At 66.4% G+C, this 19,761-nt stretch carries 23 protein-coding genes, 2 tRNA genes and 1 pseudogene; 12 read left to right on the plus strand and 14 right to left on the minus strand.

Annotated elements, in window-relative coordinates; genetic code table 11:
- The first annotated feature begins 112 nt into the window (after window positions 1-112).
- The 5 genes from ASF25_RS14000 to ASF25_RS14020 all read left to right on the plus strand — a co-directional run bounded on the left by ASF25_RS14000 (window position 113) and on the right by ASF25_RS14020 (window position 5,779).
- Window positions 113-2,386, plus strand: a complete 2,274-nt coding sequence (locus tag ASF25_RS14000) for a glycosyltransferase family 4 protein (protein ID WP_056305292.1) — start codon at window positions 113-115, stop codon at window positions 2,384-2,386.
- 95 nt (window positions 2,387-2,481) lie between these two features.
- Window positions 2,482-3,411 carry an aldo/keto reductase gene (locus tag ASF25_RS14005; RefSeq protein ID WP_056305294.1) on the plus strand — a complete coding sequence of 310 codons (930 nt, stop codon included), beginning with the start codon at window positions 2,482-2,484 and terminating at the stop codon, window positions 3,409-3,411.
- On the plus strand, window positions 3,401-4,120 hold the full coding sequence (locus tag ASF25_RS14010) for an NADPH-dependent F420 reductase (protein ID WP_056166066.1): 720 nt from the start codon (window positions 3,401-3,403) through the stop codon (window positions 4,118-4,120). The genes ASF25_RS14005 and ASF25_RS14010 overlap by 11 nt, the downstream gene beginning before the upstream one ends.
- Window positions 4,117-5,469, plus strand: a complete 1,353-nt coding sequence (locus ASF25_RS14015; protein ID WP_056166069.1) for a hypothetical protein — start codon at window positions 4,117-4,119, stop codon at window positions 5,467-5,469. The genes ASF25_RS14010 and ASF25_RS14015 overlap by 4 nt, the downstream gene beginning before the upstream one ends.
- A gap of 100 nt (window positions 5,470-5,569) precedes the next feature.
- Complete coding sequence (locus ASF25_RS14020; protein WP_056166072.1) at window positions 5,570-5,779, plus strand: hypothetical protein; 210 nt, start codon at window positions 5,570-5,572, stop codon at window positions 5,777-5,779.
- Window positions 5,780-5,910: 131 nt separating this feature from the next.
- Here the strand turns inward: ASF25_RS14020 and ASF25_RS14025 are convergent, their stop codons facing one another.
- The 5 genes from ASF25_RS14025 to ASF25_RS14040 form a co-directional block, all read right to left on the minus strand.
- Window positions 5,911-6,099, minus strand: a complete 189-nt coding sequence (locus tag ASF25_RS14025) for a hypothetical protein (RefSeq protein WP_056166075.1) — start codon at window positions 6,097-6,099, stop codon at window positions 5,911-5,913.
- Between the two features lie 261 nt (window positions 6,100-6,360).
- A complete protein-coding gene (locus tag ASF25_RS14030) occupies window positions 6,361-6,561 on the minus strand; it encodes a hypothetical protein (protein ID WP_056166078.1) in 201 nt (66 codons plus the stop codon).
- A 198-nt stretch (window positions 6,562-6,759) separates the two neighbouring features.
- A complete protein-coding gene (locus ASF25_RS14035) occupies window positions 6,760-6,945 on the minus strand; it encodes an Rmf/CrpP family protein (protein WP_056166081.1) in 186 nt (61 codons plus the stop codon).
- A gap of 24 nt (window positions 6,946-6,969) precedes the next feature.
- On the minus strand, window positions 6,970-7,125 hold the full coding sequence (locus ASF25_RS22735) for a hypothetical protein (RefSeq protein WP_156368978.1): 156 nt from the start codon (window positions 7,123-7,125) through the stop codon (window positions 6,970-6,972).
- Between the two features lie 404 nt (window positions 7,126-7,529).
- Window positions 7,530-7,982: a hypothetical protein gene (locus tag ASF25_RS14040; protein WP_056166083.1), complete on the minus strand. Its 453-nt coding sequence runs from the start codon at window positions 7,980-7,982 to the stop codon at window positions 7,530-7,532.
- Window positions 7,983-8,552: 570 nt separating this feature from the next.
- Between ASF25_RS14040 and ASF25_RS14045 the strand changes: the two genes are divergently transcribed.
- Both ASF25_RS14045 and ASF25_RS14050 read left to right on the plus strand, forming a co-directional pair.
- Complete coding sequence (locus tag ASF25_RS14045) at window positions 8,553-9,188, plus strand: DUF2059 domain-containing protein (protein ID WP_244473017.1); 636 nt, start codon at window positions 8,553-8,555, stop codon at window positions 9,186-9,188.
- A gap of 153 nt (window positions 9,189-9,341) precedes the next feature.
- Complete coding sequence (locus ASF25_RS14050) at window positions 9,342-9,599, plus strand: hypothetical protein (protein WP_056166089.1); 258 nt, start codon at window positions 9,342-9,344, stop codon at window positions 9,597-9,599.
- Between the two features lie 539 nt (window positions 9,600-10,138).
- On the opposite strand, the gene ASF25_RS22740 is transcribed toward ASF25_RS14050, so the two are convergent.
- Entirely contained in the window at window positions 10,139-10,276 is a 138-nt protein-coding gene (locus ASF25_RS22740) for a hypothetical protein (RefSeq protein ID WP_156368979.1), read from the minus strand.
- Window positions 10,277-10,573: 297 nt separating this feature from the next.
- Between ASF25_RS22740 and ASF25_RS14060 the strand changes: the two genes are divergently transcribed.
- Complete coding sequence (locus ASF25_RS14060) at window positions 10,574-10,858, plus strand: hypothetical protein (protein WP_156368980.1); 285 nt, start codon at window positions 10,574-10,576, stop codon at window positions 10,856-10,858.
- A 908-nt stretch (window positions 10,859-11,766) separates the two neighbouring features.
- On the opposite strand, the gene ASF25_RS14065 is transcribed toward ASF25_RS14060, so the two are convergent.
- The 6 genes from ASF25_RS14065 to ASF25_RS22745 form a co-directional block, all read right to left on the minus strand.
- Window positions 11,767-11,841, minus strand: a tRNA-Thr gene (locus tag ASF25_RS14065).
- Between the two features lie 129 nt (window positions 11,842-11,970).
- A complete protein-coding gene (locus ASF25_RS14070; RefSeq protein ID WP_056166097.1) occupies window positions 11,971-12,429 on the minus strand; it encodes an NUDIX hydrolase in 459 nt (152 codons plus the stop codon).
- A gap of 381 nt (window positions 12,430-12,810) precedes the next feature.
- Window positions 12,811-13,293: a MarR family transcriptional regulator gene (locus tag ASF25_RS14075; RefSeq protein WP_280137344.1), complete on the minus strand. Its 483-nt coding sequence runs from the start codon at window positions 13,291-13,293 to the stop codon at window positions 12,811-12,813.
- Between the two features lie 197 nt (window positions 13,294-13,490).
- Window positions 13,491-15,266, minus strand: a complete 1,776-nt coding sequence (locus ASF25_RS14080; RefSeq protein WP_056305298.1) for an ABC transporter ATP-binding protein — start codon at window positions 15,264-15,266, stop codon at window positions 13,491-13,493.
- 143 nt (window positions 15,267-15,409) lie between these two features.
- On the minus strand, window positions 15,410-15,991 hold the full coding sequence (locus tag ASF25_RS14085; RefSeq protein ID WP_056263218.1) for a sigma-70 family RNA polymerase sigma factor: 582 nt from the start codon (window positions 15,989-15,991) through the stop codon (window positions 15,410-15,412).
- Window positions 15,988-16,245, minus strand: a complete 258-nt coding sequence (locus ASF25_RS22745; RefSeq protein WP_156368981.1) for a NepR family anti-sigma factor — start codon at window positions 16,243-16,245, stop codon at window positions 15,988-15,990. Before ASF25_RS22745 ends, ASF25_RS14085 begins: the two co-directional genes overlap by 4 nt.
- A gap of 359 nt (window positions 16,246-16,604) precedes the next feature.
- On the opposite strand from ASF25_RS22745, the gene ASF25_RS14090 reads away from it, so the two are divergent.
- Window positions 16,605-16,680 (plus strand) — tRNA-Thr (locus ASF25_RS14090).
- A gap of 162 nt (window positions 16,681-16,842) precedes the next feature.
- Window positions 16,843-17,169 (plus strand): hypothetical protein, encoded by a 327-nt coding sequence (locus tag ASF25_RS23645; protein WP_244473018.1) that lies wholly within the window; start codon window positions 16,843-16,845, stop codon window positions 17,167-17,169.
- 64 nt (window positions 17,170-17,233) lie between these two features.
- Here the strand turns inward: ASF25_RS23645 and ASF25_RS22010 are convergent, their stop codons facing one another.
- Window positions 17,234-17,434: a helix-turn-helix domain-containing protein gene (locus tag ASF25_RS22010; RefSeq protein ID WP_162239263.1), complete on the minus strand. Its 201-nt coding sequence runs from the start codon at window positions 17,432-17,434 to the stop codon at window positions 17,234-17,236.
- A 550-nt stretch (window positions 17,435-17,984) separates the two neighbouring features.
- On the opposite strand from ASF25_RS22010, the gene ASF25_RS22015 reads away from it, so the two are divergent.
- Window positions 17,985-18,560 (plus strand): hypothetical protein, encoded by a 576-nt coding sequence (locus ASF25_RS22015; protein WP_082502718.1) that lies wholly within the window; start codon window positions 17,985-17,987, stop codon window positions 18,558-18,560.
- Window positions 18,544-19,509: a hypothetical protein gene (locus ASF25_RS22750; protein ID WP_156368982.1), complete on the plus strand. Its 966-nt coding sequence runs from the start codon at window positions 18,544-18,546 to the stop codon at window positions 19,507-19,509. The genes ASF25_RS22015 and ASF25_RS22750 overlap by 17 nt, the downstream gene beginning before the upstream one ends.
- Before the next feature lie 158 nt (window positions 19,510-19,667).
- On the opposite strand, the pseudogene ASF25_RS23650 reads toward ASF25_RS22750, so the two are convergent.
- A pseudogene (locus ASF25_RS23650) lies at window positions 19,668-19,761 on the minus strand (IS5/IS1182 family transposase); the annotation flags it as partial.

Consider the following 19,761-nt stretch of genomic DNA (forward strand, 5'->3'; position numbering starts at 1 on the left):
CCGACCGAACCGAGCGGATCAGTGCCGTCCGCTCGCCCTGCCATCGTCACACGACCGACGATGCACTAACTTCAAACCTGGGCCACTGAATGGGGGCAGGCCAGCCTGCGGCGTGCCGGTGGTCTACCACCTCCACGACCACCACCTCATCTGCGAGCGCGGGCTCCTGCTCGATCATTCCGGCCGCTTCTGCGACGTGGTGAACCGCGGGCGCGACCAGTGCGATGCCTGCCTCATCGCATCCAGCAACTACCCGCCGGGCGCCAAGGCGCGCCGCGACGGGTTCGTCTCGCTCCTCGTACGCGCCGTCGACCGGTTCATCACCAGCACCGCGGCGACGGGGGCCTACCTGCGGGCGTTCTACCCGGAGATCGAGGCCGACCGCGTCGTCGATATCGCGATGCTGGCCCCCGTCGACCCCAAACCCATCGTGCCCATGTTCCGGCCCGAGCGCGACGACGGTCCCCGGCTCACCGTCGCGGTGCTCGGCAACTTCGCCGCGCACAAGGGCGGCGACGAGATCGTCGAGCTCATGCGGATCTGCGAGGAGTACCGTATCCATTTCAAGGTGTTCGGCCGGGTCGAGGCGCACCACGCCGGGCGCCTGCGCGGAATCGCGCCGGACCGGATCACCCTCTCGGGTCCCTACGAGCCGCACGCCATCCACGGCCTGCTGAGCGGTTGCGATGTCTCGCTCCATCTTTCGACGTGGCCCGAGACCTACGTCATCGCCCTGACGGAGGCGTGGCAGGCCGGTCTCGTCCCCGTGGCGACCGCCCTGGGCGCGCTCGCCGAGCGGGTGACGGACGGGGTCGACGGCTTCCTCGTCCCGCCCCACGATCCGGGGGCGGTGCGGGCAAGGCTCCTCGATCTCTACTACGACCCTGCCCGTCTCGCGCGGATGCGGAACGCGGTGCAGGCCAAGCGCTTTCCGACCGTGGCCGCGCATCTCGAGGCCGTACGCCGCGTCTACGACGGGCTCGTGGCCGCGCGTCCATGCCCGCACGATCGGGTGCCGGACCGTCTGCGCGTCACTTTCGACCTGTCGCTCGCCGAGATGGGCCTGCGGGTGAACGCCCCGTCCTGGGTGTCGCGCGACATCCATTGGGACGGAACGTATGCCGCCGCTCTCGGTGCCACCGGGCGTGCGCGGCCCGCGACGCCCCTCCTCGACGATCTGCCCGCATCGGACCGGGCCATGCCGGCCGTCGTGCTCCCCCTGACCCACGCGACCCTGGCCTTCGCCCGCGACGGCCTGCGCCTCGACGACAGGGAGATCGCGAACCCGGGCGGCCACGACCTCGTGCTGCGCCACCTCGCGGTGAAGGGCTGGCTGCACAGGCTCGACGCCGCGCCCGCCGCGCGGACCTACCTGCGGTTCACCGGACCATCGCGCACCGCCTACGCAGTCCTTCAGCCCGACGACCGCCCCGACGTGGCCGACAGCCTCGGCGATCCCGGCGCCGCGCGCTCCGGCTTCACCGGGACCATCGACGTCGACGGCCTCGCATTCGGGCCGCACACCCTCGACCTCGTCCAGGCCGGGCGCGACGGGCTGCTCGTGGCGCAGGGCTTCGGCCAGGTCTTCGCGGGGGGCGCGACGGAGGGGGCGCTGGTGCGGTTCGCCCGCGAGGCCACGCCGCCCGGTGCCGTCCCCGGCCCCGCCCTCCTCGACCTGCGTCAGAACCTGCCCGAGGCGGGGGGCGTCCTCTTGGCGGCGCCGGGCGACCTCTGGGGCATCGCGGGCCGGATCGAGGGTGCGGCGTCCGATCTCCCGTTGAGCCTCTGGTTGCGCGGAGAGGACGGCACCGCATGGCGCGCACGGATCGCCTCCGGGGCGGCGTGCGACGGCACGTTCCGCCTCGTCGCGGCTCTGACCGGCCTGGAGCCCGGCCGCTACGACATCGCCCTGCACGGCGGCAACGGCGTGCATCCCGGTGCCGTGCCCCACCGTCTCGAGATCGTCGCGGGGCCGGGCCGCTACCGCCTCGACCGGACGATGCCGCCCGCCTTCCGCCGTCATTTCATCAAGCGGCTGAAGCGTGCGCCGGCCATCGAGCGGGCCGAGCGGGTAAACCTCACCGGCCTCGGCGGGAGCATCGCGTGCCGGGGTTGGGCCTTCGCACGGGGCCTCGGCGACGTGCTGTGCACCCTCGCCGTCTGGAACGACGCGGCAGGCCGCCCGCAGGTCTGCGTCTCGGCGCGCCTCGCCCGGCCTGAGGTCGCCGCGCATCTCGGTACGGCCCAGGCGCTCGGCAGCGGCTTCGAACTCGCGGTTCCGCGCGCCGCGCTCCAGGCCGGCAGCGTGCGGGTCTTCCAGTGCTACCGGCGCCGGACAGTGGAGTTCACCGGCTTCGCCGCCGCCCTGCAACGGGCCGTCGGGTGACGCGTGTGTCGGCATTCACCCATTTCGGACACCCATGTCGGAGGCGGACCGTTGACCTAGATGGGAGTGCACGCCCGTCCCCGTGAGGAGCCCGCATGCACCCATCCCGACGCGCTTTCCTGGCCGGCACCGGCCTGCTTCCCTTGGCGGTGCCGCTTCTCGGATCCGCCGCATCGCCCACGCAGGCGGAAGCGGCCGGGCTCCTGAGCCGGCCGATCCCGTCCACGGGCGAGCGGATTCCCGTCCTCGGGATCGGCACCTCGCGCCGCTACGAGGTCGAGCCGACGCCCGACAAGGTCGCGCCCTTGCGCGAGGCGGTCCGGCGGTTCGTGGCGCTCGGCGGCTCCGTCATCGACACGGCCCCGAGCTACGGCACGGCCGAGGACGTGCTCGGCCTCATCCTCCCGCAGGATGGTTTGCGCGAGAAGGTGTTCCTGTGCAGCAAGGTCGGCACGCCGGGGCGTGAGGCCGGGCTCGCCGAGATCGATCGTTCGTTCAAGCGCCTGAACACGCAGACCATCGACCTCGTCGCCGTCCACAACCTCATCGACACCGCCGCCAACCTCGCCACCCTGCGCGACCTCAAGGCGGCCAAGCGCATCCGCTATGCGGGCGTCACCGTGTGGCGCGACAGCCAGTTCGCCGATCTCGAAGCCGTCATGAAGCGCGAGACCCTGGATTTCATCCAGGTGAACTACGCCCTCGACGATCGGCTGGCCGCACAGCGCATCCTGCCGCTCGCCGCAGAGCGCGGCATGGCCGTGATGGTCAACGTGCCGTTCGGGCGCGACCGCCTGTTCAAGGCGGTCCAGGGCCGCGAACTGCCGCCCTGGACCGCCGAGTTCGACTGCGCGAGCTGGCCGCAGTTCTTCCTGAAATACGTCCTCGGACACGAGGCCGTGACCTGCCCGATCCCCGGCATGGCTAAGGTGGCCTATGTCGAGGACAACCTCGGGGCCGCCCGGGGCCGGATGCCCGATGCGGCCCAGCGTGCCCGGATGGAGGCCTTTGTCGATGCGCTCTAAACTCGTGTCCCGCCGCGCGGCCCTCGCGCTCGCCGCCTTCGTCGCCAGCGGGAGCGCCTGGGCCCAGTCCGCCGCGCAGCCCGCACGCATCGGCATCGTCGGTGCCGGCAACATCGGCGGCACCATCGGCGGCCTATGGGCGAAGGCCGGGCACGAGGTGATGGTCTCCTCCCGCCACCCCGAGGAGCTGAAGGGCCTCGTCGAGAGCCTCGGTCCGAAGGCCCGTGCCGGGACTCCGGCCGAGGCCATCGCCTTCGGCGACGTCGTGCTGATCGCGGTGCCCTACAAGGCCTATCCGCAACTGAGCGCCGACCACGGCGCCGCTCTTCAGGGCAAGACCGTGATCGATGCCGGCAACGCGACCCAGGCCCGCGACGGCGAGGTCTACGCCGAGGTGAAGGAGAGCGGCATCGCCGCCGTCTCTGCCAAGTACCTGCGCGGCGCCCGGATCGTGCGGGCCTTCAACGCGGCGAACTATAAGGTCTTTGCCAAGAACGCGCATCGCGACGGCGCCCGCATGGCGATCCCCCTCGCGGGCGACGATGCCGGAGCCGTGGCGACCGTCGCCAAGCTGGTGACCGAGGCCGGCTTCGATCCGGTGATCGTCGGGCCCCTTTCCAAGGCGGACAGCTTCGCCATGGGGTCGCCGGGCTTCGGGCACGACCTCACCGCCGCTGAATCGGGCGCGCGCCTCGGGGTGGCGCGTTGAGCGGCCTCGGCGGGGCGGCGGAGCCCGTCCCCGCCGAGGGCCGGTCGCGTTCGTGGCTAGGGCGCCTCGTCGATGTCCGGCCGGGCGAAGTTCCGGCGCTCGCGTGGTCCTGGGCCTACATCTTCTCGATTCTTGCGGCCTACTACGTCCTGCGCCCGATTCGCGACCAGATGGGCATCGCCGGCGGGATCGAGAACCTGCCCTGGCTGTTCACCGGCACGCTCATCGGCATGCTGGCCCTGAACGTGCCCTTCGCCTGGCTGGTGAAGACCCTGCCGCGCGCCCGGTTCGTGCCCCTGACCTACCGCTTCTTCGCCGCCAACATCCTCGTCTTCGCTGTGTCGCTCTACCTAGCCGGTCCTGAAGGCGACGTCTGGATCGGCCGGGCGTTCTTCATCTGGCTGTCGATCTTCAACCTGTTCGTGGTGTCGGTGTTCTGGGCCACCGTCGTCGATGTCTTCTCGACGGAGCAGGGCAAGCGCCTGTTCGGCTTCATCGCCGCCGGTGCCACCCTCGGGGCCATCGCGGGCTCGGCCACCACCGCGATCCTCGCCCGCGACGTGCCGACCTGGGCGCTCCTCATCGGAGCGGCTGTTCTGCTGGAGGTGGCGGTGTTCAGCATGCGCGGCCTCGCACGCCTGTCGGACCGTCTGCACCAGCGCCCCGTGGCCGGTGACGTGGCCCCGGCCGACGCCATCGGCGGCAGCGCGTTCGCGGGCATCACCCGCACGTTCCGCTCGCCCTACCTCCTCAACATCGGCCTGTTCCTGCTGCTGTTCTCGGTGACCTCGACGTTCCTGTATTTCGAGCAGGCCAAGATCGCGAAGGAGAGCTTCGCGAACCGCGGGGCGCAGACGGCGTTCTTCGCCAGCGTCGACCTCCTGGTGAACGCGCTGACGCTCGGGGTGCAGTTCTTCCTCACCGGCCGGATCGTCCGGCGCATCGGCGTCGGGCCGAGCCTCGCCCTCCTGCCGGCGGCCAGCGTCCTGGGTTTTGCCGCCCTTGCCGTATCGCCGACCATCTCCGCCATCGTGGTGTTCCAGGTCCTGCGGCGGGCCGGCAATTTCGCCATCGCCCGGCCGATCCGCGAGGTTCTGTTCACCGTCGTGCCGCGCGAAGATCGCTACAAGGCGAAGAACTTCCTCGACACCGTGGTCTACCGCACCGGCGACCAGATCGGAGCGTGGTCCTTCGCCGGGATCGGGGCGCTCGGCCTCGGCTCCACGGCGGTGGCCGTGACCGCGGTACCGCTCTCGATCGCATGGTTGCTCAACAGTCTCTGGCTCGGCCGCAGGCAGGAGGAGCGCCAGCGGAGGGGGGAAGATCCATCGGGTGGGGAACGTCCCTGAGGCGATCGCCCGAGCTACGAAGACGGTGGAATCGACGGTTGCGGTCGTCCGAAACCGTTTCGACGCCCAGTGCGTTGCTGGCAGAACGGGAGAGCGACGCATGTCCGATCTGACCGCCTCGAACCAGAACCTGCCCGAATCGACCTACGATCAGGAACGCGGCGCGCGCGAGCGGCACTCCAAACCCGACATGGGCGGAGCGGCGGTCTCCCCGCGCGACGCAGACCATGACACCGTACGGGCGACCCCCGAGGGGCCGAGCGATCGACCCGGTACGGAAGCCGAGGACGTGTCCCGCCCGCGCGAGTAGGCTGGACACCAGGGCCCCGGTTCCGAGGTCGGGCCAGGTCCGGTGACATCGCCGAAGGGGTGGGTGTCGGGACGGCCTACAGCACTCGGCCCCAGCGCAGGCCGTAGGCCGTCCACGATGTTGGACTGTACTCAGCCGAAGGAACTGAATCCCTCGAAGCTTTCGGTATGGGCGGCCGACAGGTCCGAATCCTCCGCAGGGGCCGGCGACAGGTCTTCGGCCGGAAGGTCCGGCCTGCTTTTCAAGGGGGTTGGATAGATCTCGTCAGAGACGGATGCGAGCGTCGAGGCAGAGCGATCGGGCTGCACGTCTTTGGTCATCCAGGCTCCTGGGGTGCTGCGCCGCGCTTACGGCGAAGCTTTCGATACTCCGTTCCGTCCTGATTCGGGAACCGCCCACAAGTTGCAGGTGCCATGAACGGCGGTTCTGCGTCGGAGCCGTTCGGCCAAATTCCACCCGATGCGACTCTGGAAATGGGCGCTCATACCGGTTGATCGCTTCGTGATGCGGATTTCGGCTTCGCTCAGGCGCCGCGCGGGCTGCCTGAGACTGTTCTCCGAACGGATGATCCGGAGACGGTCTCAGTCCTGCTTGGCCTTCGCGATCGCCTTCGAGACGGCCTTGAGCAGATCGCCACCGGCGGCCTTCACCATCTCTTCCTCGGAGATGCCTTCGTCGTCGGCATCCTGCAGCAGCTCGTCTAGGTGGGTTTGGGGGGGCTTGTCGGGGTCGAGGTTGTCCGCAACCCAATCACGGAAGAATTCCTTGGCGATCTGACTCATCGTGCCGCTCCGTTGCGGCGGGCTGAATAGATCACCGGCCGATTCGGCGCGAGGCCTGTCGTGCGGAGGGTGAGCCTCGCGGCATGTGCAATCTGGTCGCAAACCCGCGTGTGCCGGGGAAGAAGGACAACCACAAGCCGGAAACGGTCCTGTTCGGTCCGGAGCCCGGACAACCCCGATCGTCCAAATCGAACCGCATCAGCCAACATCGCTCCCGGCGGTTTCGTGCCCGATCTCACCATCGGGAACCGTCCAGCCCCGTGCCCAGGTCTCATGCTCCTCGGAGCCCTCGGGATACGGGTTGGCGGTGAGCGGATCGCCCCGGTCGCGCGCGTGTCGACCTTCCTGGCTCACGGCGGCGGGGGAGCGTTGGGGAAAGGCCATGGTTCGCATCCCCGAAAGAGGCGCTCAGGAATTTGCGGCATCGTTGGGGACCGGTCTGTCCGGCTGCGCGTCGGTCTCGGCCGGCTTCGGATGATGGCCCGGCTCGGGCGGCTGCGGCGCCGGCGAGCCGGCATCCGGCGTCGCGTCCACTTGAGACGGTTTCAGCTGATCGTCTGCCATCGTCTGCTCCTGAATCGGAAGGCCTTGCCGTGCGGCAAGTCATCGTTCTCGATCTCGCTATGCTCGGTGACGGCGAGGCGGTATTCGCTTCGCCGACGCCAAGCATATTCTAAGGTTAAACCTGCATCGACTACCTTCGATCCCCCGGGGCCGCAGCCATTTTTTCGGTTTCGCCCTCTGCCTCGCATCACCTGCGTTCCGGCAGAGATCGCGAACGTCGGGCGAAAAGGCCGGCAAAGCCGGCGTCTCGCCGTAGAGAAAGAGAGCGAAGAACAGCCCCGTCATCATCACCGGGCCACGGCCCGATCCGCTCCGGTCATCCGCCCGACCGTCGCAGGGCCGTTCGTCGCTCGTCCCCTGCCCGGCGCAGCCGTGGATCGGCTGTCCCGAGGCTCGAGACGCGGCTACCCTGCCGGAGCGGTCAGGACCAGCTTGCCTTCGAAGGGAGCCTTCTGGTTGCTCGTGGTGGTGCAGGCGTAGGTTTCCGTTCCAGCCTCCATGGTCCGGATCTTCAGGACGCCTTGGCCATTCGCCTTCACGAGGTACCCCTTCTCGCTCGACACGTGGACGAGCGAGCCGTCCGCGTGGAGAACGTGACCCTTCTCGAACTGGCCGGGTGCCGTGATGGTGACGGGCACGTTCGCCGTGCTGACGATGTGGAGCTCGACGTTCGTGTTGGCCGGAAGCTTGAGCTCGGCCGGGGCACAGACGGGCTTGTCGCCATCCATCGTGATGGTCAGCTCCCCCTGGACCGTGGTGCTGCTCGATGGGGCCGGGAGCGGCTTACCCTGGGCGAGGACCGGCCCCGCCGAGACCATGGCGGCAAGCGCACCAAATCCGATCACTGCATGACGCATGAAGCAACTCTCTATCCGTTCCTGGACTGTGACGGGGAAAGAGGGCCGAGGATCGGCGAGTTCCTGTTTGCGGCAGCGCGCCGCGGCAACCCGACGGCCCATCACCGACCTTGCGGCGGCGTTCCCTTACCGCAGATGCCCGGCCTCCCGCAGCGCCTTTTCCACTTCCTCGCAGACTCTCCGCATCCCCTCGTCGTTCCGGGGCGACGGCGGTCTCGCGGGTGCCTTCGTCGCCTCCCGTTGAGATTGCGCGGGCCGGGTGTTCTCGGCCGCCCGATCCGCGCCAGCACCCGCGATGGCGCTCAACAATCTCGCAAGCATTCGCGCGCACCCCATCCGTACCCGTGAAAGTATTCGAATGGGATTGGATTCGTTCCACGACCCGGAGGCCGGTCCGACCATGGGCGCCTTTCGGCCGACCCATTCGAAGCCCGGCACCGGTTCCGTGAAGAGACGAATGCGGCGAGGACCGTCGGCGCGTCGAATAGCGGACCAATCCGGCCGCCGGGGGCTTGGCGTCTGGCATACCAGATGCGATAGTCCCTTGCCCTTCCCAGGGCATCCTCATATGTGACCACCTTCACCCGCCCGGTTCCCAGCCCGGCGGGTTCTTCTTTTGGAGTGCCCCGTCTCGCGGGTGCCAATGTTGGAGGAACGCTTTTGCTGAACCAATTCGGCCGCATCGTCGCGGGCCTCGCCCTGTGCACGTCCCTCGCGAACGGGGCGTACGCACAGGCGGCCCCGTCCCCGGACAAGCCATCGGCCTCGGCGACGCAGGATCCGGCGACTCTGAAGGTGGCGCGCGAGGTCGTTGCCCAGATGCAGGGCGACCGTGTCACCACCCTGAACGCGATGGCCGCTCCCATGGCCGGCATGATGCAGCAGATGGGCGTGCGCGAGCCGGAGCGCGCGCAGGTGATCGTCCGCGAAGCCGTGCTTCCGATGCTGACCGCGCACTACGACGAACTCCTCGATCTCCAGGCCCGCAGCTTCGCGACGGTCCTCTCCAAGGATGATCTCCAAGCGGTGGGAGCGTTCTACGCCTCTCCGGCGGGCCGGCGCCTGGCGGCTGCCCAGCCGCAGCTCGCTCAGGCGCAAATGACCGGGACGACGCAGTGGATGCAAGCGCTGATGCCGGAGATGCAGACCAAGATCATGCAAGTCATCAAGGCGCATGGTTGGGGTCCGGGCGATAAGCCGAAATGATCCCCGCGCCCGCCAAGCCCGCCCAGGCGGGTTTTCGGGTCAGATCGCCTCCGGGTGTGACACAGCGGTCAGGAAACTTCGGGGCGTTCCGGAGTTTGTTTCGAGCTGAGCCGGCGAAGATTGTCCCGCCGTCGGCCCAATCGAAAGTTCGCCATGAGAACACTCATCCTCGCCACCGCCCTGTTCGCCGCCACCCCCGCACTCGCCCAGGTCGGCCCTCCGGGTCAGCCGGGCGCTCCCGGTGTCGTCGTGCAGAGCGAGCCGAACAGCACTGGCAACGACGCCAACATCGCCATCTCGCGCGGTGCGACCGGTGCCGACACGGCGACGACCGATTCCGCCGCCGGTGGGAACGCCTCGCGGCCCGAACAGGCGATCCCCAACGGTAGCGCCAACGGTGGCGGTCGCTAACCCGTCCATAGGTTCGGATCATCATCACCCGCCCGGCTCACGCCGCGGCGGGTTTTTTTTGGCTCATCGCTTCGAAGGTCGGACTCACCGGATCTGGGGTGAAGGACTGATCGGAGAAAAAGTCCGAGCCCGGAAACGATCGGGGTACGGTCACGGGCGCGGTGCCGGCGACGACGCGGAACCGCCGGCCCTACCGTTCTCCTTTCCGAGGGTGTTCGCCGTGCCGTTATGATCGGAGGGACGTCCGCCGGGGTTGTCGCTCCCGCCCCTGGAGGACCCGATCGTGCGGTTGTCCGCCTTGTCGCCGTTGCTCCTGAGATCGGCGGCGGTGTTCCCGTCGCTGGTCGCCGGGGCGCCACCCGGGGTCTGCGCGTCGGCGGGCCCCGTCAGCGAGAGAATCAACGAAGTCGCGAGGGCAAGGGCCGTCCATTGGAGGGCAAGGGTCGTCCTGTGCATGAAGCGTTCCGTCGTGTGGAGAGGTTCAGGCGGAAAACGCCGTCGGGCGCGCCTTTGTTCGCGGCCCGGGCGAACCGTCGCGGCTACTTCGTGGTCTCCTTCACCCCCGCTTCCGGCGCCGGAACGGTGTTCTTGGTGGCACCGCTGCCGAGAAACAGGAGGGCGATCACCACGGCCAGGGTGGCGATCGCGGCAACGAAAGCGAGGAACCAGCGGGGCATGACGATGTCCGTGGGGGAAGGGTCGGAAGGCTCACGTCCGCTTCTACAGGATCGCCGAAGGCAACGCTGTTCGTTTCGAGACCGTGATCGTCGGTTTGAACGCGACCGCGACGGGTTCGTCCATGAGCCCGATGGGCTGGACGGATCGGGGGGGCGTGGCCGTGCGGCGAAGGCGGCGGTTCGGTCACCGGCCCCCGGTTCGTGTCGGAACCCGCTCGGCCATCGGAACGTGATGGCGCTTCGCGTCGTTGGGAACTTTGGGAAACGCCTTCGGAGAAACCAATGAAGAATTTTTGCATGATTGCCATCGCGGCGGCCGCTGTGATCGCCACGGGATCGGCATCCATGGCTGCGCCCTGCGCCGTCGGAACGACGACGAACGCCCAGGGCCAGAACGCGTCCACTGACAAGACCTCCAAGGCGGATGGTCCTTCGGATGCGAAGGTGACTCCCGGCGCCAAGGCCGAGTCGCCCGGCACGGTCGGCGCCATGTCCAACGTCGGCGGCAACACCCAGCCCGGCGCGGGCGAGAAGAAGCCGGCCGAAGGCCAGGTCGTCAAGCCGGGCAGCAACGACTGCTGATTTCACCGGACACGTGAAGGAGCATTCCTTCATTGCTATTCAAGAACCCGCTCGGCTTCGGTCAGGGCGGGTTTTTTGGGTGATTGCTTCGATTGGCTCAGGTGTACTGTCCGACGCCGATCGATTCGGATGAAGGATCGAGGCTCGCAGGAGCGGGTTCGACGCGTGCCGGCCCGGCTGAGCCACTTGGTCGATGTGGGCGCGGTCGATGCCGGGGGCCGGAGGCGGACCACGGATTATCGCGTCCCCTGAATCCGTCTACCCCATAGATCCCTCGAACCCGAGATGATCTTCCCACCTTGCCCGCCCGGAGCGATCCGAGGCGGGTCTTTCGTCGTGCGGACGGATCAGGGGCGACCCGCGACGTCCGATCAGGACCGAGGCCTCAGGGTTCGTCGGGCCTCATTCCGGAACGGTGCCGTCCGAGGCCCGGACACGGGTCAATACAGTTGGTTCGCCCAGCGCTGGAAAACCTCGAGGGTCGATCCGCCGCCGGCCTCGCCCTGGCGCGCCTGTCGGATGCCGGCGCGGTAGCGGCCCGGAGGCTTCCGAACGCGGCTCGGAAGGCTTGGCTGCAGTGGCTCTCGCTGACGAAGCCGCAGGCGAATGCGAGCGCTGCGACCGACCGTCCTTCATGGGGCCGACGCAGGGCCTTGCGAAGGGTCTCCAGCCGGCGTGGCTGAACAAAGCGTGCGATTCCGCCCTCGTCGGCGAAGGCCTGATGCAGCGCACTGAGCGACAGGAGACGGCCGGATGTGTCCCACGCCGGAGGGTTGAGCTCCGGGTCGGGAAGGGCTCAAGTTCCCCCGCGCTCACCCTTCGCCGATGTCGCGGGCCGGGCACACGTCACCGTGCCTGCCGGAACGCTTGGCCAGTCCGAGGTGTGTGGGTTGAGTGATTGATTGTGATGGTGCTGCTGGACAGGATTGAACTGTCGACCTCCTCATTACCAATGAGGTGCTCTACCACTGAGCTACAGCAGCGGGGTGTCCGGGGTTCGCCGCGGCGTCTCCGTCTGGACGAGCGGGGGATTAGCCCATCGTTTCCGGCTTGGCAATCGCCTGGGCGGACTCAATCGCACCGCCGGTGAACTTTCGTGTCGGCTTCCGATTTCAGCGCAACACATCCGCGTCGCGCTTGCACGCGGCACGGATGATCGCGGCGAGGCCCGGTTCGGCCACAGCGTCTGCGGCCTCGGCGGGCGAGAACCAGTGATCCTCCCGCTCGTCCTTCTCGGGCCACGATTTCAGCTGCTTGCGCACTTCGAGCGGGAAGACCTTGACCTGACACAGGACGGAATCACGGCTCTTCAGGCGCTTCTCGTAGAGATAGAAGCCGAGCGGACGCTTGCCGATGGAACCGATGAGCCCGGCCTCCTCGTAGGCCTCGCGGGCGGCCGCCTCGAAAGGCTTGCGCCCTTTCATCGGCCAGCCCTTCGGAATCACCCAGCGTCGGCTCTCCCGCGAGGTGATGAGCAGGATGGTGTAGGTTCCGTCACGCATCCGCCGGTATGGCAGTGCGCCCACCTGCCGCCGAGGCTCGCGGTCCGTGTCGGCCAAGGTCGCGTTCATCGGGGACAAACGCCCGGGAGCCTTGCGGGTTCGCCGGACGGGCGCTTTCCCGTGCTCGTCCGCCGGGCAGGAGGCGTCGGTGCTCCGGCCATGAGACCGACGAGACGGCCGACTTCGTTCGCGTTCGGTGTCCGCACCGCTGGTCCTCGAAGATCGATGATCGAACGAGGGCATAGCCGCCGTCCGCTCCCGGTTCCATGGAGATACTTACCCGGCTAAAATAGGGCGGTTCGAGACACACCGATGCCGCTGTCGCGAACGGCGCGCGGATGAGGGGAGAGACCGCGACGCCGAAGGATTCCTGGCGTGCCGCAGCCGAATGCCCGGCTTCCGCCGCATCTCCTGAGCCCGAAGACCCGGCGGAACCCCTGCGAGGGGCGGTTACCCGGCGGCGCTCAGATTCTCGATGAGGGCATTGAGGTCGGCCCGCATGGCCTGGACTTCGGGTTCGGACATGTTGAGCTGGCACATCACCGATTCCCGCACGGTCGTGGCCTCGCCCCGCAACGCCCGGCCTTGCGGGGTGAGGGCGATCTCGACCTCGCGCTCGTCCGTGCGTCGCCGGCTGCGCAGGAGGAACCCCGCCGTTTCGAGGCGCTTCAGGACTGGCGTCAGGGTCCCGGAATCGAGGCGCAACCGTCGGCCGATCTCCGAGACCGTGATGCCGTCCGTCTCCCACAGAACGAGGAGGACGAGATATTGCGGGTAGGTCAGGCCCAGGCGCTCGAGCATCGGACGATAGGATTTCGTCATGCGATGGGCCGCGGCGTAGAGGGCGTAGCAGAGCTGATTGTCGAGGAGCAGGGGATCGATCTGCGGAGGCGTTTCTGGAGCAGGAGCGTCGACCATGCCAAACCATGCCATCTGTTCCCGGGCCGTGAATGGAGCGGCTGGGACCCTGCCGAAAAACCGGGCCGGGAAACCTGTGACGAAAAATCTGTCCGGGAGAACAGGATAGCCGACCTGGGACGTTCCGGTATATGGCCGATCCACCCCCATCCGCGGTGAATACACGCATATCCCGGACCGGCCGGCGTTTTTTGCTTGTAAGGCCGCTCCCGTCACGCTTCGGCGGGCGCGGACATGCGAGCGGCCGCATCCGGCATCACCGTCGCGAGAGGACCGGAGGCCACGAGGCGCCCGCCATCGAGGACGTGGACCGTATCGGTGCCCGCGAGGCTCGTGAGGCGGTGGGCGATGAGAATGATGGTGCGGGTGCCGTTCAGGGACGCGAGGGCACCCATCACCGCCGCCTCGGTCTCGCCGTCGAGGGCGCTGGTGGCTTCGTCGAACACGATCACGTCGGGGTCGTGGTACAGGGCCCGGGCGATGCCGAGGCGCTGGCGCTGACCGCCGCTGAGGCGGATGCCGCGCTCGCCGACACCCGCATCGTAGCCCCCGTCGAGGCCCAGCGCGACCTCGTGGAAGCCGGCGAGCCGCGCGGCCCGCTCCACGGCGGCCCCGTCCACGGCTTCGGGCGAAACGCCGAGGGCGATGTTCTCGCGCACGGAGGCGTCGATGAGGAACACGTCCTGGGGCACGTAGCCGATGCGGTTCTGCCAGGCCGGCAGGGTCTCGGCGTCGAGGGGGACGCCGTCCACGGTGACGGACCCGGTGGTGGGCGTGAGGAGGCCGAGGATGAGCCCGACCAGGGTCGACTTGCCCGATCCCGTGCGGCCGACGAGACCGACCGTGGTGTTGGCGGGGATCGTGAGATCGATGTCCCGCAGGGTCGGACGCTCGGGCGTGTAGTCGAAGCCGATGCCGGTCAGGCGGATGTCCCTCCGAAACGGCAGGCGCGTCGCCGGGCGCGGGCGCGGCGTCCGCTCGCCGGCGAGTTCGTCCACCACCATCCTGACGGCCGGGAGGTAGAACCGCAGGAGGGCAAGCGACGTGAAGATGTTCTGGAAGGCCGGCAGCATCCGGTAACCGGCGAAGGCGAACAGGCCGAGCAGCGGGAGCAGCCCGGCGGTGTCGAGGCCCTGGGAGAGGGCGAACAGCACGACCACGATGACCCCGCCGAAGGCCAGGGATTCGATGACGAAGCGTGGCAACTGGCCCGTGAGCAGGCTCGCTGCGGTGGCCTTCGCGTAGGCCCGGGCTGGCCCGTCGAACCCGGCGGCGAAGGCTTCGGCCCGGCCGTAGAGCTTGAGCTCGGTCAGCGCCCCGAAGGTCTCCTGCACCACGCGGTAGCGCCGCTCGTTGTCCGCCACGGCCCTGGCCCCGAGGCGGGCGAGGCGCACCCGCATGACGAGGTAGAGCAGCACGTAGAGGCCGCCGAAGCCGCCGCCGAGGATCAGGGCGAGGCGGGGTGCGTAGAAGATCAGGAAGGTGACAACGGCGAGCGCCGAGACGCTGCGCGAGGCGATGACCGTGGTGGGGGTGAGGACGCCGACCACGAGGCGGTCGGTCTCGCTCAGCACGTTCTTGGCGAGTTCGGCGCTGTTGGCATGGGCGAAGAACAGGCGCTCGCGGTCGACGTAGCGGGCGAGCAGGCGCCGGGCGAGGCCGTAGCCCGTGAGGTTGGTGAACAGGAGCTGCGCGAAGGTGAGGCCGGCATTCACCACGCTGGTGGTGAGGATGGCGGCCAGCGCCGCCCCGCCCGTCACCATGAGGAAGGTGCGGTCGTCGGTCAGGCCGAGGCTGTCGCGCAGGGTCGCGAGATAGGGGATGCGGCTGGCGGCGGACGGGTCGCCCACGAGGGTCAGGAACGGCACCACGGAGGCGACGCCCACCACCTCGAACAGGGCGGCACAGGCGAGGCCGAGGGCGATGAGGGCGAGCCGGCGCCGGTCGCGCGGCCGCAGGACGCGCACGAGGTCGATCAGGGCGCGCATGGCGGGGCTCCTCGGGTGAAGGCTCCGGCGGCCCTGCGGACGAGACCGTCACGATCGGGGGCGGAGCCACTCGGCCCTGCCCCTTAGAGGATTTTGACGCCCATTGAAGCCGGCCGACCGCGAATCGCAGCCGGCCGGCCCGGTCAAGGGCCCGAGCCGGCGGCCGCGCGGGTGAAGGCGTCGGCGCCGATGTCGTCGGTGCCCGTCATTCCCAAGGTCTCGATGAGACGGCCCCGGGCGCGGCTGACCCGGCTCTTCATGGTGCCCACGGCGACACCGCAGATGGCGGCGGCCTCCTCGTAGGTGAAGCTCTGGGCGCCGACCAGCACCAGGGCCTCGCGCTGGCTCAGGGGAAGGCCGTCGAGGGCGGCCTGGAACTCGCGCATCTCCACCCGGATCTCCTGCTCGGGCAGGCTGGTGAGGCGAGCCGCATGGACACCGTCGCCATCCTCGACCTCGCGCTTGCGCTTGCGCTGTTCCGAATAGAACAGGTTGCGCAGGATGGTGAACAGCCACGCGGTGAGGTTGGTGCCGCGCTGGAAGCTGTCGGCCTTGGTCCAGGCCCGCACGAGGGTGTCCTGGACGAGGTCGTCGCTGCGGTCGAGGTTGTAGGTCAGCGAGTACGCGAACGCCCGCAGGGCCGGGATGGCGCCGAGGAGGAGATCGCGCATCTCGGCGTCGGCTCCGCCCTGGGGGGCAGCCGGCCGGATCGATGGGCACGTCATTGGGACCCCTGCGAATCGGATTGCGACGAAAGGCTGTCGAGGAGCGCCGTGAAGCGATCCGGCAGCGGCTGATGGAGGACGTCCCCGTAGAGCAGGCGCAGGTTGCGCCCGATCCGCCGCCGCGCTTCGCGTCCCAAGGGCGGTGCCGGTTCTCGGACCGTGGGCGGCAGAGCTGGAATGATCCCCGACCCGTCATGCGGAGCTGCCGTTGCGGGAACGGCGTCGAGGCCTGAATCGCTCGCGTGTCTGGTCATCGCTGCCCATTGTCCGAGGGCGGATGCGCGGCGCCGTGCTTTCGTAAGGCATGCACCGCCGGCCCTGCGTATCGGGGCCGTATCCGAAATCCTATCGACGGCGGTGCTAACGAAGAGCGATTTAACGTGTACTGAAAAATGCATTCATCGGATCTTAAGCCCCTGAATCCGGAGGCTTGTTTCCGAACTGTTGCTGATCGAAAACACAGGCCGATCAAGCTCGGCCATAGGGAAGGCTTAAGCGGAGCGATCTGTCTGTTCGCTGAACGCGGGTCCTGCCGGCGCGACCCCGCGGTGTACGGGCAGGGAGAGGCCGGGGCTTGCGCAGGGCGGAGCGCGCTGGTAGCGCAACCTTCAGCGCCGGTTTAGCTCAGCTGGTAGAGCAACCGCCTTGTAAGCGGTAGGTCGCGAGTTCAAGTCCCGCAACCGGCACCATCAATTAGCCCGCTAGGTCAGAGGCTTAGCGGGCTTTTTCGTGCCCGTTGTGCCCTGGAGAGGGTTGCCTTCCACTGCAACACGACCCGTTGTTTTACAATGGGTTACGACCCCGCGTAGGCTGGTCCATGCAACACGGATGGAACACTGAGTACCGTGCGGATGGTGGACAGTCCGAAGCCAAAAAAGCCTGCGATAGGCCCCCGAATTACCGGCACGGCCGAGCCGTCCTGTCTTTTCCCTGACGAGAACGAGATTGCCCACTGCGTACTCGGCAAGGGCCGCACTCGTATGTGGTTTGGACTCGCGCATGTTCTGGAGCGGCACGGCCTGCCACGGATAGATCCGCAATTCGGCGGTCGCTACTGGCCTGCGGTCAAGGCGTTCCTCGACCGGCATATGGGCCTGCATCCTGTGCGCCCAGACGAACCACCAGTTTTCAGACGTGAACCGGGCCCAAGGACCGGTGGCGTCAAGCCACGCGCGTAAAACTGCGGCGGGCACTTTGCAGGGCGGCTTTCAGATTTTTAAGCGGTAGGTGAGACCGTTCGACTCATGGGACCGCCACCTTGCGGGACTCGATCCAAGCATCGAGTTCGCCCCGACGGACACCGAAGCACCGCTCGGTGAGTTGTAGCAGCGGCGGCCCCTCTCCTCGCCGGCAGATCTGGCGCAGGGTCGTCGGTGATAGGCCGAGCTCGCGGGCTACGTCGGGGAATCGGACTACGAAGCGGGTCGGATCGCGTTGCTGCATCGTCATGCTTCCTGATTGGATCGCGGCGGCCGACATGCCGCAAGAAGCAGGAAGCATGGAACCGCGCAGGTTTACATTCTGTCGCGCTACGTAATTCCATGGTCAGATCATAAGGCCTTGGCCCTCGCCATGCGTCTGCGTTTCGCGAGGCTGCACGTGCGGCCGGTCTTCGGTCGGCAGTGAACTTACCGCCCGGATCGGCGTCCGGAGCGACGATTTCGGAGCGTTAGTGATATGCCAAGGGATGGAGAAACAGTACACGGTGGGCGGGTAGGCTCCATGAACATCGTTCATACCCGGGACTCATGCATCGCCGCGGCCTTGAACGTTCTCGTTTGCGAGCGAAAGGAGCCCGGATTATCGGCGATGCGACCGGCTAACCCCCAATCAAGCAGGCGGCCCCTCTCAGCCGAGTAGCAGAAGCGTGTGTCGCAACCGCCTGGGCATAAGACGGGAAAGGACGAAGCAAGCACGATATTTCCTTGCCTGTGCAGCACCTTTCAGACTCTAAATCCGATGTCGGCTATGTGCCAATCTCTCGAGAGCGGTCGTGATTCCATCATACAATGCGTCGAATGTGCTGCCGCCCTTCAAAGGGGCGACCCCTGACAGTCGGGCGGACCAATCCCCATTTCAAACGACAATGGTCGATGTCGTCAAAAGGTTTGGCACTTCGCCTGAGCGGGACACGATCCTATCAGGGCTATTGGATTTCCGCGAGGTATTGAGAGACCTGGGATATATAGATGGATATCAATGGATTGATGGAAGCTTTGTTGAGAATGTTGAAATATCCCGCGGTCGCCCTCCGGGGGATGCCGACGTAGTTACAGTATCTAATCGTCCACAGCGAATGACACCGGACGAATTCGAACGCTTCGCCGATACCCATTTCATTTTTGATAGAAGACACGTTAAAGATCAATACAAGCTAGATGCTATATTCATAGATTTAAACATTGACGGGCGGCTTATTGTGGAGGATGTAACTTTTTACTTTAGTCTTTTTTCTCATCAGAGAGAGTCCTTTCTTTGGAAAGGCATGCTTAGCGTTCCACTTTTGTCCGATGATGAGGCGGCGCGCGCACTTCTGCTGGAGGCTGGAAGACATGCTGCGGCAGCTTGAGATTGAGGCTCTTCAGGCCGACTTGGAAAGCGTAAGAAGCCGCTTGGCTTCACGTACCAAGCAGCAAGATCCTGTTGGCTTCCGGCAATTCACTGAGCGTCTTAGTGAGATTCAGTCTAAGCTTGCTGAATTGACAAATAATGTTACCGATCGCATGCGCCGCAAAGAAATCGGCTTGTTTTTCGGTGGCACACCAGTCGTAGGATCACGCGGCATAGACGCGGAGTTTGCGTCCAGAGCGATAGAGAGCTTCCAACAAATCGTATCGGCTAAATTTGCCTCACGGGAAGGCCCTGTTGGGCAACGCGGTCGCATAAGAGGCAGCCAAAGAGCTCAGATGCTCATTGCTGACGTTGCTCGCGGCTCATTTGGCTTTGTGCTGGAACAAGCAGCTATAAATCCTGAAGACGAGGGAGGCGTCGGAAGCGCAATCGAAGAGGTTGTTGGATATATACATACCTCATACTCCGACACCGATGATCACTTCGAGGAAGTAGCGAGAAGTTTCGACAAGCGTCTTCTGACATCGATGCAGGGATTCTTCAGGATCTTACACAGCTCCGGCGCCACACTTCGAGTGGTCAGCGATGACAAGCAGTACTTACTGCAGCATCCGGACATTGAACGTGCTAAGTTTCGCGTAGATCGTGTATCAACATTCGAAGAGACGTCTGCCTTCCAAGGAAAACTTTTGTTCACGCCGTCAAGCAAGAGATTTGATCTTTATTTGGGCTATGGAAGCGTAATAAGCGGAACAATTGCGGCAAGAATGATCTCAGAGATCATGACCGAAAGAGGAATGCCCCGTGACGGCATTGCTGATACGTGGTGTATTGTGGAGTTGCGAGTAAGAGAGACAACAGTCCGCGGGCGGCATCCGACCAGATCGTATGAGCTCGTTCGAATATTGTCTTACGGAAATCCTGGGCCGAGAGATTTTCCCACATAGACAACCAATCCAACAAAAAATGGTCTGAGCAGCTTCATAACCGGGTAGAAGTCCCTAAGCCGGGACGCGCCACTAGTATATGTCTAAACATAAATCTGATAGAGGTCTTCATGGTGCCAAAGCCAGTTGTTGAAATAGGCTTTCGGCCCTAGAGGCTGTTATGAACCGGCCGCGAGTTGAGCGGCCTGTTTGAGCATGAGGCAGACGAAGGCGACGATGTGGAGATCTGCGAGCGTGCTGGGATAGCGCTCG

Origin of the sequence: Methylobacterium sp. Leaf100 (assembly GCF_001422845.1) — a bacterium.
In the GTDB taxonomy this organism is placed as follows: domain Bacteria; phylum Pseudomonadota; class Alphaproteobacteria; order Rhizobiales; family Beijerinckiaceae; genus Methylobacterium.